This window comes from Sphingomonas sp. PAMC 26617 (assembly GCF_000242835.1).
In the GTDB taxonomy this organism is placed as follows: domain Bacteria; phylum Pseudomonadota; class Alphaproteobacteria; order Sphingomonadales; family Sphingomonadaceae; genus Sphingomonas.
Genome location: NZ_JH594425.1, coordinates 2,373,316 through 2,387,293, shown reverse-complemented (window position 1 = coordinate 2,387,293; position 13,978 = coordinate 2,373,316). Strand labels below are relative to the sequence as shown.

The 13,978-nt window shown below is 66.3% G+C and carries 14 protein-coding genes, 1 tRNA gene and 1 pseudogene; 11 read left to right on the top strand and 5 right to left on the bottom strand.

Annotated features, from left to right (window positions below):
- Window positions 1-2 precede the first annotated feature (2 nt).
- From RH91_RS10490 to aat, 4 genes are all read left to right on the top strand, one after another.
- Window positions 3-1,373 carry a Y-family DNA polymerase gene (locus RH91_RS10490; RefSeq protein WP_010162687.1) on the top strand — a complete coding sequence of 457 codons (1,371 nt, stop codon included), beginning with the start codon at window positions 3-5 and terminating at the stop codon, window positions 1,371-1,373.
- Window positions 1,374-1,473: 100 nt separating this feature from the next.
- Window positions 1,474-1,851, top strand: a complete 378-nt coding sequence (locus RH91_RS10485) for a hypothetical protein (RefSeq protein ID WP_010162686.1) — start codon at window positions 1,474-1,476, stop codon at window positions 1,849-1,851.
- Window positions 1,852-1,935: 84 nt separating this feature from the next.
- Entirely contained in the window at window positions 1,936-2,661 is a 726-nt protein-coding gene (locus RH91_RS10480; RefSeq protein WP_029623767.1) for a ParA family protein, read from the top strand.
- Window positions 2,658-3,419, top strand: a complete 762-nt coding sequence (gene aat, locus RH91_RS10475; RefSeq protein WP_010162684.1) for a leucyl/phenylalanyl-tRNA--protein transferase — start codon at window positions 2,658-2,660, stop codon at window positions 3,417-3,419. The genes RH91_RS10480 and aat overlap by 4 nt, the downstream gene beginning before the upstream one ends.
- 35 nt (window positions 3,420-3,454) lie before the next feature.
- Here the strand turns inward: aat and RH91_RS23130 are convergent.
- The 5 genes and pseudogenes from RH91_RS23130 to RH91_RS10450 form a co-directional block, all read right to left on the bottom strand.
- A pseudogene (locus tag RH91_RS23130) lies at window positions 3,455-3,622 on the bottom strand (DUF2155 domain-containing protein); the annotation flags it as partial.
- A 257-nt stretch (window positions 3,623-3,879) separates the two neighbouring features.
- The gene (locus tag RH91_RS10465) at window positions 3,880-4,272 is read right to left on the bottom strand and encodes an NADH:ubiquinone oxidoreductase subunit NDUFA12 (protein WP_010162682.1); all 393 of its coding nucleotides are present in this window, start codon (window positions 4,270-4,272) and stop codon (window positions 3,880-3,882) included.
- Between the two features lie 42 nt (window positions 4,273-4,314).
- Window positions 4,315-4,809 carry a DUF192 domain-containing protein gene (locus RH91_RS10460; RefSeq protein WP_010162681.1) on the bottom strand — a complete coding sequence of 165 codons (495 nt, stop codon included), beginning with the start codon at window positions 4,807-4,809 and terminating at the stop codon, window positions 4,315-4,317.
- Between the two features lie 9 nt (window positions 4,810-4,818).
- Window positions 4,819-5,355 carry a cold-shock protein gene (locus RH91_RS21635; protein ID WP_081469529.1) on the bottom strand — a complete coding sequence of 179 codons (537 nt, stop codon included), beginning with the start codon at window positions 5,353-5,355 and terminating at the stop codon, window positions 4,819-4,821.
- A 176-nt stretch (window positions 5,356-5,531) separates the two neighbouring features.
- Window positions 5,532-6,197 carry a regulatory protein RecX gene (locus RH91_RS10450; protein ID WP_332306619.1) on the bottom strand — a complete coding sequence of 222 codons (666 nt, stop codon included), beginning with the start codon at window positions 6,195-6,197 and terminating at the stop codon, window positions 5,532-5,534.
- 8 nt (window positions 6,198-6,205) lie between these two features.
- Here RH91_RS10450 and RH91_RS10445 point away from each other — a divergent pair, with 8 nt between their 5' ends.
- The 7 genes from RH91_RS10445 to modA all read left to right on the top strand — a co-directional run bounded on the left by RH91_RS10445 (window position 6,206) and on the right by modA (window position 13,975).
- A complete protein-coding gene (locus tag RH91_RS10445) occupies window positions 6,206-7,975 on the top strand; it encodes a fatty acyl-AMP ligase (protein WP_010162678.1) in 1,770 nt (589 codons plus the stop codon).
- Window positions 7,976-8,054: 79 nt separating this feature from the next.
- Window positions 8,055-10,424: a putative bifunctional diguanylate cyclase/phosphodiesterase gene (locus RH91_RS10440; protein WP_010162677.1), complete on the top strand. Its 2,370-nt coding sequence runs from the start codon at window positions 8,055-8,057 to the stop codon at window positions 10,422-10,424.
- A gap of 56 nt (window positions 10,425-10,480) precedes the next feature.
- A tRNA-Trp gene (locus RH91_RS10435) sits at window positions 10,481-10,557 on the top strand.
- A gap of 162 nt (window positions 10,558-10,719) precedes the next feature.
- Entirely contained in the window at window positions 10,720-10,917 is a 198-nt protein-coding gene (gene secE, locus RH91_RS10430; RefSeq protein WP_010162675.1) for a preprotein translocase subunit SecE, read from the top strand.
- A 16-nt stretch (window positions 10,918-10,933) separates the two neighbouring features.
- Window positions 10,934-11,473, top strand: a complete 540-nt coding sequence (nusG, locus tag RH91_RS10425; protein WP_010162674.1) for a transcription termination/antitermination protein NusG — start codon at window positions 10,934-10,936, stop codon at window positions 11,471-11,473.
- Between the two features lie 116 nt (window positions 11,474-11,589).
- A complete protein-coding gene (locus tag RH91_RS10420) occupies window positions 11,590-13,047 on the top strand; it encodes an esterase-like activity of phytase family protein (protein WP_010162673.1) in 1,458 nt (485 codons plus the stop codon).
- Window positions 13,048-13,201: 154 nt separating this feature from the next.
- Entirely contained in the window at window positions 13,202-13,975 is a 774-nt protein-coding gene (gene modA / locus RH91_RS10415) for a molybdate ABC transporter substrate-binding protein (RefSeq protein ID WP_010162672.1), read from the top strand.
- The last annotated feature ends 3 nt before the right edge of the window (window positions 13,976-13,978 follow it).

The window sequence follows — 13,978 nt, the reverse complement described above, 5'->3', positions numbered from 1 at the left end:
GCGTGTCGCGCATCCTGTTCGCCCGGCCAATGTTCTGCTATTGTTCCGGCGTGACACCCGCCGCCCCCGAGTCCCTTGCCGCCGGTCTGGCGTTTCCGCCGCGCCCGCTGCGCTGGCTGTTCCTCGATCTGAACAGCTATTTCGCGAGCGTGGAGCAGCAGCTCGACCCGGCGCTGCGCGGCAAGCCCGTGCTGGTCGCGCCGATCCATAGCGACACCACCGTCGCGATCGCGGCGAGCATCGAGGCGAAGCGCTACGGGATCAAGACCGGCACGCCGGTGTGGGAAGCGAAGAACCTATGCCGCGACCTGATCATCACGCCCGCCCGGCACGACAAATATTTCGAGTTCCACGAAGCGATCGTCGCCGAGATCTGGCGGCACATCCCGGTCACCAAGGTCTGCTCGATCGACGAGGTGGCATGCCGACTGCTCGACAATGAAAACAGCGTCGAGGCCGCGACCGCGCTCGCGCACCGGATCAAGGCGGGGATCCGCAAGAACGTAGGCGACTGTCTGACGAGCTCGGTCGGGATCGCGCCCAACCGGTTGCTCGCCAAGCTCGCGTCCGATCTGCAGAAGCCCGACGGACTCGTGATCCTCCACGCCGAGACGCTGCCGCAACGGCTGTACGACCTGCAGTTGCGCGACATCTGCGGGATCGGCGCGAAGATGGAGCGGCGGCTCGCGCAGGACGGGATCAACGACATCCGACAATATTGCGAACGACGCCCGCGCGATGCGGGGACGGCGTGGGGCGGCACCAACGGGGACCGGCTCTGGTATCTGCTCCACGGCGTCGACCTGCCCGAGAAAGCGACGCAAAGCCGCTCGATCGGGCACAGCCACGTGCTCTCGCCCGGCAAGCGCAGCGCGGTGCCGGTGCGGCTGACCGCGCGGCGGCTCGCGCTCAAGGCGACCAGCCGGCTTCGGCGCAAGGCGTATCGCGCGCGGCTGCTCGTGCTTCACGCGCGGTTCGAGGATGACAAGTCGACCTGGCGTTGCTCGGTCAAACTGCCCGCGACGCAGGACAGTTTCGTCGTGCTCGCCGCCCTCGAGACGCTGTTCCCCAAGCTGCGCGCGGCGGGCAAGGCCCGGCCCGGCGATTTCCAGGTCCGGATGGTCGGCGTGACGCTCGCCGAGATCGAACCCGTCGGGGCCGATCAGGAATCGCTGTTCGGCCTGCTCGACCCGGACGACCCGCTCGCGCGCGAAACGCGGACGCTTGCGCTGAGCCGTGCGATGGACCGGATCAACGAAAAGTTCGGTCGCCACGCGGTCAGCCTCGGGCCGCAGAATGGCGGAAGGATCGACCGGATCGGGACAAAGATCGCCTTTGGTCGAATTCCCGATCTCGACGAATTCCATGAGTAATGATTACGTTACCATGAACTATTTGTTGCAGTGCATGAAAGCGCGCGCGGCGGGAACACAGGGGTCTTGACGCTCCGTTTCGCGTGCGCGAAGAAACCGGATGCTCAACCGACTCCTCCCCGCCGCTGCCGTAGCGCTCCTTGCGCTGTCGGCCTGTAACAACAAGCCAACCGAGGTCAGCTCGGTCACGCCCGACCCGATGGCCGCCGAAATCGCCAACCGCGCCCCGGTCGAGCTGCCGCCCGCGATCAAGAAGGAAGTGACCTTCCGCTGCAAGGACAACAGCCTCGTCTACGTCACTTTCTTCGAAGGCGACAAGCAGGCGCTGGTCAAGGCAACCGAGACCGGCACCCCGGTCAAGCTGACCGCCGAGAAGGCGGGCGACCCGCTCAAGGCCGATGGCTATGAGATGACCGGCACCGTCAAGGCGGTGAACCTGTCGCAGCCGGGCAAGCCCAAGCAGCTTTGCGACATCTGATCGCAGTCCGCTGACCGACCGCGATTGTTGCACCGGCAGGCGGCATCCGCCACGATAGCCATTCCTGAGCGAAGGGCTTTGCCGGTGTCGACGATCGCGATCTACAGTCTCAAGGGCGGCGTCGGAAAAACGACGCTCGCCGTCAATCTGGCCTGGTCCGCCGCGGTGCAATCGTCGCGGCGGACCCTGCTCTGGGATCTCGACCCGCAGGCAGCAAGCAGCTTCCTGCTGACCCAGCGCGCCGACGGCACGCGGTTGCGCGATCAGGCGCAGTCGGTGTTCGCAAAAGACGTCGAGCCCGAGAAACTGATCGAGAAGACCGCGACGCTTCGGCTCGACCTGATCGCAGCGGATGCGTCGCTGCGGCGGCTCGACCTGTTGTTCCATGAGATGGACAAGAAGAAACGGCTGCAGAAGCTGCTGACCGGCCTGCGCAAGGACTATGACCGGATCCTGCTCGATTGCCCGCCCGGGCTGACCGAGACGAGCGACCAGGTGATGCGCGCCGCCGACCTGATCGTCGTCCCCGTCATCCCCTCCCCGCTCTCCGAACGCGCGCTGGCGGAGGTCGTCCGGCATCTCGGCGACCGTGCCGAGATCCTGCCGGTCCATTCGATGGTCGATCGCCGCCGAAAGCTCCACGCCGACGCGGTGGCGCGCCACCCCGACTGGCCGGTGATCCCGATGGCGAGCCTGATCGAACAGGTCACCACCCGCCGCGCCGCGGTCGGCAGCTTCGCGCCGCGCTCGGCCGGGGCAATGGCGTTCGCGCAGCTCTGGCAGGCGATCGAGCGCCGTCTCGTCGCTTGACCATACGCCCGGCCAGCGACGAACCCCAGAACCGGCTCGACCCGCACCTCGTGCTCGGGGCTTATGCGGTCGGGGTCTTTCCGATGGCGGACAGCCGCGATGCGGACGAGGTCTATTGGGTCGAACCGCAGGAGCGCGCGGTCTTGCCGCTCGAGGGATTCCACCTGTCACACTCGCTCCGCAAGACGATCTCGCGCGACCGCTTCCGCGTGAGTGCGGACGAGCGGTTCGGCGACATGATGCGACTGTGCGCGGAAGCGGTCCCCAATCGCCCCGACACCTGGATCAATCCGCAGATCGAGGAGGTGTTCAACCGGCTCCACCGGCTCGGTTTCGCGCATTCGATCGAGGTGTGGGACGGGACCGAGCTGGTCGGTGGGCTCTATGGTCTCGCGCTTGGACGCGCGTTCTTCGGGGAGAGCATGGTGACCCGCGCCCGCGACGCATCCAAGGTGGCGATCGCGTGGCTCGTCGCGCGGTTGCGGGTCGGTGGGTTCACGCTGCTCGACTGCCAGTTCATGACCGAACATCTTGCGTCGCTGGGCGCGGTCGAGATTCCGCGCGCGGCTTACCTCGTCGAATTGTCGGGCGCGCTGTCCGGGGTGACGGGCTCGTCCGGTTCGGCTCCTGCCTCCGAATCGGGGGACTTCCTCGCGCTCGACCGCGGCGCGTTTGCGTTGGACGGCGTTCCCGCGGAGGTCGACTCGGGTCCGCCTTCGGGGAAGGTCATCGCGCAACTCTTGGTCCAGACATCGTAGACGGGGTGCTGGACGACGTTCAGTCCCGGACGCTCCTTGAACAGCCAGCCCGAGAAGACCCGCCGCCAGCGCTTGTCCGCTCCGGTGATATCGACCTGGACGAAGGCGCCGGTATATTGCTCCTGCTCCCACGGCGCGGTCTGTTCGCATGCCTTGAGGTGAAGGACGACATCGCCGACGCGCAGCGTCTGGCCGGGGCGCATCATCACGTCGCGGGAAACGCCGTTGCGCTTGTTGAGGACGCCGAGCGTGGCGACGCGTTCCGCCATCGGGGTTGCGCCCAGACTGGGGTCGACCCCGCCCGCCACGTCAACCGTGACGATGTTCTGCGCGCTGGTATCCGCATCGAGCGCGGTCTCGGCGGTTTCGGTCGGGGTCGCGACCGGCGTTTCCGCCTTGCGCTCACACCCGGTCGTCGCCAGCAGCGTGGCCAGCGCGGCCCCGCCCAGCGCGCGGAGAATCACGCGTCCGGCGTCCAGGCTTCGTAGTCGCCGGTGGCCTGCGCACGCACGCCGCCCTTTTCCATCGCGCCGCTCGGGCGATAGGCCAGCGCGGTGCCGGTCAGGTTCGGTTCGGCGGGCAATTGCCATGCGCGCGCGGCAGGCAGCGCGCGGTCCGGCACGTCCGCGACCTGATGGTGCAGCCAACTAAACCAATCGGGCGCGATCCGGCTCGAATCGTTGACGCCGTTATAGATGACCCAGCGGCGTGGATTGCCCGCGGTATCCTGCCCGCCTTCGTAATAGACGTTGCCGAGCGCGTCCTCGCCGACGCGGGCCTTGCCGCGCAGGCCGAACGCGGTTCCCCAGCTTGCGCCGGTCCACCAGGTGAACGGATTGAGATTGATGCCCATGCCACAGCGCTTAGCGCGCCACGGGGCTGCCTTCAACCGCGATCAACGCGTGGGCGCAGCGCTCCAGCTGACGGAATCGCCTTCCTTGATCCCGAGTTCGAGCGAGCGCCCGCCGCGCAGTTCTAGCACGGCGCTGACCGGCTCGCCCGAAGCGACGGGAATCTCCGATTGCGGCGGGGTGTTCTCGGCGATCCGCGCGATCGTGCGGTCGGGGCGGATGAAGATGATGTCGAGCGGCGTCGGCGTATCCTTCATCCAGAAACTCGCCGGCTGCGGCGGCCCGCTCGGCGGATAGGGCGCGAACAGCATGCCGCCATCGCGCGGGATGTCGGTGCGGAACATCAGTCCGCGGCGCTGCTCGTCCTGGGTTCTGGTGCTTTCGACCTGGAAGCGGTGCGCCCCGGTCGCGCTCTTGATCGTGACCGCGACCATGCCCTCAGCAAGCGTCTGCGCGGCGTCCGCCTGGACGCCGCGATCGCAACCTGCCGTCGCCGTCAACAGCGCGATACAAACGGCGTTCGCAAGGTGATGGCGCATGGGCGTTCCTTAGATCTTCTGTTCGACCGTCACCGCAAGCGGCCCCTTCTCGCCGGCGACCATGCGGGCGAACAGCGACTGTCCCGGCTCGACCTCGTCGAGCCCGGCACGACGCAGCGTCTCGACATGGACGAAGATATCGCCGGAATTGTCCTCGCGCACGAGAAATCCGTAGCCCTTCAGCCGGTTGAACCACTTTACCGTCACCGGTTCGAACGGCCCTGCCCCTTCGATCAGCGCCGCTGGATCAGGCCGTTGCAGTTCGGCCCGCGGTTTCGGCGGTGGTTCGACCGCATTGGTCAGATCGATCGACAGGATCTCGCTCGCCTGCAAGCCACGCTCGCGCAAAGACGCGATACAGTCCAGACGTGCGCCTTCCGGCAAGCTTCGCCGACCGTGCGGACGAAGTACCGAGAAGTGAATCAAGATGTCGCCAACACCTTCCTCATCGGCGACAAGGAAGCCAAAGCCGCGAGTCATGTCGAACCATTTGAGTACGCCTGTATAGCGGCGGGAATCCTCCCCCACGGCCTCTGTCTCATTCATTCGACCCTCACCTTCCGGCTCCCCAAACGCCGGAATCGGTTCAATACGCATCTTAGAAAGTCCCCCGCTCAGGCCCATAGCATGGGAATAGGCATGCGCCAAAGCTCTGTAGTGCCAAGACCCATTTTCTCGTCTTAACCACTACAAAAGTTACAAACGCTCGTAATATTGCCAGACTAATCGTGGTTATCGAAACTTTCCCCGGGAAGAAGGCTTGCGATCCTGCGCGACAAGGCGAAGCCATGACCGCCGCGGATCATTGCGGCAATCTGTTTCTCGCGTTGCGCGCGATCGACCGGTGCAAGGGCGAAGGGACCGATCCGTTTTCGTCGCGCGAAGGCAAGCGCGGTCTCGATCGCGCGATCCTCGACCCCCGGCACGATCGCCGCGCTGTCGGCCTCGTCCAGTCCCGCTTCACGCAAGGCGCCCGTCACGCGCCGCTCGCCGAGCCCGCGCCGCCCCATCGCGGCAGCGCGTGCCTCGCCAAAGGCACGGTCGTCGATATAGCCCAGTTCCGCGAACTTTTCGGCGATTTCGACCGGGTCCCGCTCGGGACCGTCCCACCCGCGCTCGCGGATCTTGCGCTGCAAATACGTCACCAGACGCGCACGCGTTGTTGAAAACCGTTCGACATAGCGTAAGGCGAGCCGTTCCAGACCCCCGCTATCCAGCGGAGGAATTGGCTTTTTATCCCGCGTTTGCGGTTTGTGACTGGGGCGCTGGTACATGACGCCATCATTGTGCCACAGTCGAACCGGATTTTGAACGCTTGGCAAAAGCAGGGGTGCTTGCCGAAAGGGACCATAAGCGCAGCCACTGAATGAAGCTGCGATCGAGGGCACAGATACAGATGACAGTCGAAGTTGCGGGCACGCGAGACCTTGAGGCCGAAACGCCGAAGCCGGTCGCCACGCCCACCGAAGATTCGCTCCCGCGGCGATTCGCCGATTTCGAAACGCTTGGCGCTGCGCTTGATTACGCTGCGACAGGTCAACGCGGTCTTAATTTCCACGACGCGCGTGGCACGTTGACGCGCGCCTATCGTTTTGCCGAACTGCGCGACGACGCGCAGGCGATGGGCCGCCGCCTCGTCGCCGCCGGGATCAAACCGCAGGACCGCGTCGCGATCGTCGCCGAGACGAGCGCGGAATTCGCCGCGCTGTTCTTCGGTACGGTCTATGCCGGTGCCTGGCCGGTGCCGTTGCCGCTCCCGACCTCGTTCGGCGGGCGCGATTCCTATGTCGAGCAATTGCGCGTCCAGCTGTCGAGCTGCGCACCGGTGATGCTGATCTATCCGCCCGAACTGGCGCAGATGGGCGCGGACGCCGCGCGCGCGGCCGGAACCGAGGGAATCGACTGGGCCGAGCTGATGCAGCGCCCCGCGCCTGCGCTGGCCTTGCCGCAGGCCAAGGGCGACGACATCGCCTATCTGCAATATTCGAGCGGTTCGACGCGTTTCCCGCACGGCGTCGCGATCACGCATCATGCGCTGCTCAACAACCTGACCGCGCACGCCTACGGCATGCAACTGGTCGCCAAGGATCGCTGCATTTCGTGGCTGCCGTGGTATCACGACATGGGGCTGGTCGGCTGCTTCCTGTCGCCGGTCGCGAACCAGGTCTCGACCGATTACCTCAAGACCGAGGATTTCGCGCGTCGTCCGCTCGCGTGGCTCGACCTGATCAGCCGCAATCCGGGCAATTCGATCAGCTATTCGCCCACCTTCGGCTATGACATCTGCGCGCGCCGCATCTCGAGCCAGACCAAGGCGTCCGACCGGTTCGACCTGTCGCGCTGGCGGCTGGCGGGGAATGGCGCGGACATGATCCGCCCCGACGTGATGCAGTGCTTCGTCGACGTCTTCGCCGACGCGGGCTTCAAGGCGAGCGCCTTCCTGCCGAGCTACGGGTTGGCGGAAGCGACGCTCGCGGTATCGATCATGCCGCCGGCCGAGGGGATCCGCGTCGAGCTGGTCGAGGAAACCCAATTGTCGGGTGTCGCCGCCGGCGAGGATCGTCCGCAGCGCTACCGCGCGATCGTCAACTGCGGCAAGCCGGTCAAGGACATGAAGGTCGAGATCCGCGAAGAGGACGGCACCCCCCTCCCCGAACGCGCGATCGGCAAATTGTGGTGCTCTGGCCCGTCGCTGATGGTCGGCTATTTCCGCGACCAGGCCGCGACCGATGCGTGCCTCGTCGATGGCTGGCTCGACACCGGCGACATGGGCTATCTGTCGGACGGCTATGTCTACATCGTCGGCCGTGCCAAGGACATGATCATCGTCAACGGCCGCAACCACTGGCCGCAGGACATCGAATGGGCGGTCGAGCAGCTCCCGGGGTTCAAGGCGGGCGATATCGCCGCGTTCGCGATCACGACCCCCGGCGGCGAGGAAACCCCGGCGGTCCTCGTCCAGTGCCGCAGTTCGGACGATGCCGAGCGCGTCCGGCTACGCGAGGAAATCCGCGAACGCGTGCGGTCGGTCACGGGAATGAACTGCGTGATCGAACTGATCCCGCCGCGCACCCTGCCGCGGACCAGCTCGGGCAAGCTGAGTCGTGCAAAGGCACGCAACCTGTATCTCAGCGGGGACATCAAGCCGTACGATCTGGCGGCGTAATACGGCACACCGGTGGTTAATCGGGATTATTTAACGCGCCCGGGGATATCTCTAACCATACGCTAACCTTGGCTGGCGTATGGGTCCGGATGTGAACACGCGCCCCTCCTCGCAATTCGCCACGCCCCGCATCGATGCGCGCGCGTTGCTAGGCCTGTACGATCCGGCGGACACGACCGATTGGGGTCCGATCCGGGCGGCGCAACTCCATGCCGGGAGCCAGCTTGCGCTGTTCCTGGTCGGGGCGAACGTGATCGGCGCAGCGCTGGTGGCGACGATCCTGCATCACTGCGCACCGATATGGGCCTTGTGGAGCTGGGGTGCGCTCGCCGCAGCGGTGTGCGTGGCCGTCGGGGTCCGCCGCCTCGCATCGCGCCACCGCGCCGCCTACACCGCCACGCTGAGCGATGTCCGCGACACGCTGCTCGACGGCGTGGCGCTTGGAACGGTCTGGTCGATCCCGCCGCTGGCGTGCGGGATTCGCGCCGACTCGATGACTGCACTCGCCCTGTGGGTCGTGCTGTCGGTATTGATGGCGGCATCGGCGGTCGCGATGGCGGGGCTGCCGCTCGCGACGCTCAGCTTCCTGGGCATCGTTGGCGTGTCCGCCGCGACGATGATGTTCTGGGTTGGCGGCCCCGTGCTGTCGTCGGCGGTGTTGTTGTTCACCGCGCTGCTGATGATCGGCTGCTTCACCCGCGCCAAGGCGCTGGTCGTCGTCCGCGCCGGGGAGATCGCGTTGAGCGAGCGCGACGAGACCGTCAGCCTTCTGCTGCGCGAGGCGGAGGACCATAGCGCCGACTGGCTGTGGGAAACCGATGCCCAGCGTCGCGTGGTCCGCGCGTCGCCGCGCTTTGCCGCGTCGGTCGGGCTCGATACGACGACGGTGAACGGCAAGTCGCTGCTCGAGGTGCTCGCGGGACCGGCGTGGGAGGTGGGCGACTTCGCCCCCGGCCTGCGCGAACTCGCGGACAATCTGAAGGGCCGCGAGGCGTTTCGCGGGCTGTTGCTCCCCGTCACGGTCGGCGACAGCGAGCGCTGGTTCGAGATCGCCGCCAACCCGCGCTACGACGAGCGCGACGCGTTCATCGGGTTCCGCGGGGTGGGATCGGACGTGACCGAACAGCGCGCGTCCGCTGACAAGATCAACCGCATGGCCCGGTTCGACACGCTGACCGGGCTGCCCAACCGCCTGCTGATCAACGAATCGCTCGCCCGCGCGATGGCGGATGCCGCGAAATGGGGCAGCCGTTGCGCATTCATGATGATCGACCTCGACCGCTTCAAGGCGGTCAACGACACGCTCGGCCATCCGATCGGCGACCGTCTGCTCGGGCGTGTGTCGGAACGGCTCGCCGTGCTGATGACCGAGAATGAAACGATCGGGCGACTCGGCGGCGACGAATTCGCCGTCGTGATCCGCGACGCGACCGACACCGCGCGCGTCGAGCGGCTCGCGCAGACGATCGTCGACGCGCTGTCGCGCCCCTATGAGCTCGACCAGCATACGCTCTATACCGGCGCGAGCGTCGGCGTGGCGACCGGCCCGCGCGACGGGCGGACCGCAGAAATGCTGATCCGCTCGGCCGATCTGGCGCTGTACCGCTCGAAGGATGCAGGCGGCGGGACCTATCATTGCTACGAGCCGCAGCTTCACATTGCCGCCGAGGAGCGCCGCGTGCTCGAGCAGGCGCTACGCAACGCGCTGACTCAAAACGAACTTCACATCTGCTATCAGCCGGTCGTCGATGCCGGGACCGAGCAACTGACCGGCTTCGAGGCGCTGGTGCGCTGGACGCATCCGGAACTTGGCGTCATCTCTCCCGCCAAGTTCATCCCGCTGGCGGAAGATGCGCGGCTGATCGCGCCGATCGGCGAGTGGGTGCTGCGGACCGCCTGTCTGGAAGCGGCGCGCTGGCCCGGACAGGCGCGTGTCGCGGTCAACGTGTCGCCCGAACAGTTGCACAACCCGGGCTTCGTCGCGGTCGTCACCTCGGCGCTGAGCAATTCGGGCCTCCCCGCCGGGCGGCTCGAGCTCGAAGTCACCGAGAGTGTCTTCATGCGCGACGATACCGCGGCGGTGAAGGTGCTCGAACGGATCCTCGACCTCGGCGTACGGCTGAGCCTCGACGATTTCGGGACGGGCTATTCCTCGCTCGGGTATCTCAGCCGGACGCGCTTCTCGACGATCAAGATCGATCGCAGCTTCGTGACCGGCGCATCGAAGGGCGTGCGCGAGGCGCTGGCGATCGTCCGCGCGGTCGTCGCGCTCGCGCAGAGCCTCGGCATGGCGACGACCGCCGAGGGGGTGGAGACCGAGGAAGAGCATCGCATGGTGCAGGACCTCGGCTGTACCAAGGTCCAGGGCTATTATTTCGGTCGCCCGCTCCCGGTCGAGGAAGCCCGCGCAGTGGCGCAACGCGCCGCCCGCGAGCGCGCCGCTGCCTGATTCCTCGGCCGACCCGCTTGCGATCCGCAAAAGGTCACGATAGAGAGGCCCTCGATAGGGGTGTAGCTCAGTTGGTTAGAGCGTCGGTCTCCAAAACCGAAGGCCCACGGTTCGAGTCCGTGCTCCCCTGCCACCTATCCCGATTCGCTCCCGCTCCGCCCGCGGCTTGATTTAAACGCTAGCGCGGATTAGGGTCGTATCATTCCGAAATTGGGAATGACCGTCATCGGCCCTTCACAGGGCCGGACAGCGGGCCCATGTCCCATCCTTCGGCGAAAAACACGAGTGCAGCACAGTGGCGAAGACGACTCCCCTCGAATTCATCCGACAGGTCCAGGCCGAGACCAAGAAGGTCGTCTGGCCGACCCGACGCGAGACGATCATGACCGGCGTGATGGTCGTCATCATGGCGACGCTGCTCGGCGTCTTCTTCTTCGTCATCGACACCGCGTTCGAGGCGATCGTCCACCTGCTGCTCACCCTCGCGAAATAACGGACAGACAGACGACATGGCACGTTGGTACATCATCCACGCCTATTCGGGTTTCGAGGGCAAGGTCCGCGACGCGATCATGGCGGAAGCGACCCGCATGGGGCTCGAGCAGCTGGTCGAGCAGATCGAGGTTCCGACCGAGACCGTGACCGAGGCGCGCCGCGGCAAGAAGATCGCGGTCGAGCGCAAGTTCATGCCCGGCTATGTCCTCGCCAAGCTGAACATGAACGACGACGTCTATCACCTCGTGAAGAACACCCCGAAGGTGACCGGCTTCCTCGGGCCGAACGGCAAGCCGCAGGCGATCCCGGAGTCGGAAGCCGCGCGGATGCTGAACACCAAGGACGAGGCCGCAGCGGCCGCGCCCAAGCAGAAGGTCAAGGTCGACTTCGAGATCGGCGATTCGGTCAAGGTGCTCGACGGCCCGTTCGCGAGCTTCAACGGCATCGTCGAGGAACTCGATTTCGACCGCAGCCGCGTCAAGGTGTCGGTTTCGATCTTCGGTCGCGCGACCCCGGTCGAACTGGAATTCGAACAGGTCGAGCGCAGCAAGTAAGCGCTCCCGCGGCCGGGCCATGCGTGCCCGGCCGTTTTCGTTCGTCTTCGACTTATTGCTGTAATCGTACACGGTTAATCCCGCGTTCACCATTCATGAACGCGTAGGACAGGTGTATGATGATCCGTTTCCCGGCCGCGATGTCGCTGGCGGCGCTGCTTTCCGTTCCCGCCACCGCCGCACCGATGTATCTCGCCACCGGCACGCTCAGCGGCAGCAGCGCCGGCGCGAACGTCGACCTTTCCGGCCTGACCGGGAAACTCGAGAACGGCTTGCCGGGCAATATTCTCGGCGGGATCGGCTCGGGGCTCGCTTATGCCGGCGGCAACACCTTCATCGCGACGCCCGACCGGGGGCCCAACGCCACGCCGTACAACTCGGCAGTGGACGACACGACGTCCTACATCAGCCGCTTCCAGACGCTTGCACTGTCGCTGACCGCGAACAGCTCGGGCAGCAGCCTGCCGTTCGGCGTCACCGCCGCGCTGACCGGTACGACGTTGCTGTCGAGCCCGACCGGGTTGAACTACGGCACCGGCGCCGGGCTCGGGACCAAGATCGACGGCACCCCGCTCGGCTCGGGCGCCCCTGCGCAGAACACCGACGGGACCTATTACTTCACCGGCCGCTCGGACAATTACGCCGTCGGCAGCTCGACCAATCCGGCGAACGCGCGGTTCGACCCCGAATCGGTCCGCGTCTCGAATGACGGCAAGAGCGTCTTCGTCTCGGACGAATATGGCCCGTACGTCCGCCAGTTCGACCGCACGACCGGCAGCCTCATCAAGACCTTCACGCTGCCCGGCAATCTCGCGGTGACCAACCTGTCCCCCAATGGGGACACCGAGATCGCGGGCAACGCGGTCGGCCGCGTCGCCAACAAGGGCATGGAAGGCCTGGCGATCACGCCCGACGGCAAGACGCTGGTCGGCATCATGCAGGCCCCGCTCGAGCAGGATCCGGTCAAGTTCGTGCGGATCGTGACGATCGACGTCGCCAGCGGCACGACGCATGAATATGGCTACAAGCTCACCACCGGGTCGGGCGTCAGCGACATCGTCGCGATCAACGACCATGAGTTCCTGGTCGACGAGCGCGACGGCAAGGGCCTGGGGGACGGCAGCAAGGCCGCGGTCAAGCAGGTGTTCCGGATCGACATCAACGGCGCCGCCGATATCACTGCCTTGTCCGGCACCGCCGCCAACAGCGCGACGACCGTGACCAAGACCGCGACGCCGTTCCTCGATCTGGTCGCCGCGCTTACCGCGGCGGGGCTGACGCCTGCGCAGATCCCCGCCAAGATCGAGGGGCTCTCGTTCGGGCAGGACGTGACGTACAATGGCACGCTGCTCCACACGCTGTTCATCGCGAACGACAATGATTTCGTGCCGGGGACCGCGGGGCAGAACCAGTTCTACGTGTTCGGCTTTACCGACGCCGACCTGCCCGGCTTCGTCGCACAGCAACTGAGCGGTGCGGTGCCCGAGCCTGCGACCTGGGGCATGATGCTGTTCGGCTTTGCAGGCATTGGCGCGATGGCGCGCCGCCGCAAGGTGACGGTTCGCTACGCCTGATCAATATCCTCCGCGTTATGCCGGGGCACGCCCGGCATGACGGGGGCGGTAGAGATGCCGGAGCGCGCAAACATCCCTCCCCTCAGGCTCCGCCCTAGGCGTCGCCACCGATCCGCTATATGTGCGCCGATATAGCTCCCGATCGGACTCGTACATGTATCGTCGTACCCTGCTTATCTCGTTCGCCGCCCTCGCGGCTGCGCCGCTGGCCACCGCCCGCGCCGCGCCCCCTGCCCCCATCACCGTCTTCGCCGCGGCCTCGCTGACCGATGCGATGCAGGCGGTCGCCCGGACTTACACGCAGCGGACGGGTGTGCCGGTGCGCTTCTCCTTCGCCTCCAGCAGCCTGCTAGCGCGCCAGATCGAATCGGGGGCGAAGGCGGATGTCTTCGTTTCCGCCGATCTCGCGTGGATGGACCACGCGCAGAAGGCCGGGCGGATCGATGCCGGAAGCCGCCGCACCTTGTTGCGCGGCAGGCTCGCGCTGATCGCGCCCGCCGATGCGCGTGTATCGCTGAAGGTCGCACCGCGCTTCCCGCTTGCGCAGGCACTCGGCGCGACCGGGCGGCTGGCGGTCGGCGATCCGGCCTATGTCCCCGCCGGCATCTATGCGCAGACCGCGCTGACCCGGCTCGGCGTATTGCCGAGCGTACAGGGTCGCCTCGCGCGCGCTGATAACGTGCGGGTCGCCTTGTCCTATGTCGCGCGGCACGCGGCGCCGCTCGGGATCGTCTACGAAACCGACGCCTGGGCCGAGAAGGGCGTGCGGATCGTCGGGATCTTCCCCGAAACGAGCCATCCGCCGATCGATTATCCGGCCGCGCTCGTCCGCGGCGGCAACCCCGCCGCGCGCGGGTTCGCTGCCTATCTGCAAAGCCCGGCGGCGAAGGCGACCTTCCGGCGCTATGGCTTCCGGACGTTCGGCTGAGGC

Excerpts from the sequence above, each read along its gene's own strand:
- RH91_RS10440 (WP_010162677.1), top strand. The coding sequence starts at position 8,055 with ATGGGTCCGGATGTGAACACGCGCCCCTCCTCGCAATTCGCCACGCCC.
- RH91_RS21635 (WP_081469529.1), bottom strand. The coding sequence starts at position 5,355 with ATGAATGAGACAGAGGCCGTGGGGGAGGATTCCCGCCGCTATACAGGC.
- modA (WP_010162672.1), top strand. The coding sequence starts at position 13,202 with ATGTATCGTCGTACCCTGCTTATCTCGTTCGCCGCCCTCGCGGCTGCG.
- RH91_RS10420 (WP_010162673.1), top strand. The coding sequence starts at position 11,590 with ATGATGATCCGTTTCCCGGCCGCGATGTCGCTGGCGGCGCTGCTTTCC.
- RH91_RS10485 (WP_010162686.1), top strand. The coding sequence starts at position 1,474 with ATGCTCAACCGACTCCTCCCCGCCGCTGCCGTAGCGCTCCTTGCGCTG.
- RH91_RS10465 (WP_010162682.1), bottom strand. The coding sequence starts at position 4,272 with ATGGGCATCAATCTCAATCCGTTCACCTGGTGGACCGGCGCAAGCTGG.
- RH91_RS10460 (WP_010162681.1), bottom strand. The coding sequence starts at position 4,809 with ATGCGCCATCACCTTGCGAACGCCGTTTGTATCGCGCTGTTGACGGCG.
- RH91_RS10445 (WP_010162678.1), top strand. The coding sequence starts at position 6,206 with ATGACAGTCGAAGTTGCGGGCACGCGAGACCTTGAGGCCGAAACGCCG.
- nusG (WP_010162674.1), top strand. The coding sequence starts at position 10,934 with ATGGCACGTTGGTACATCATCCACGCCTATTCGGGTTTCGAGGGCAAG.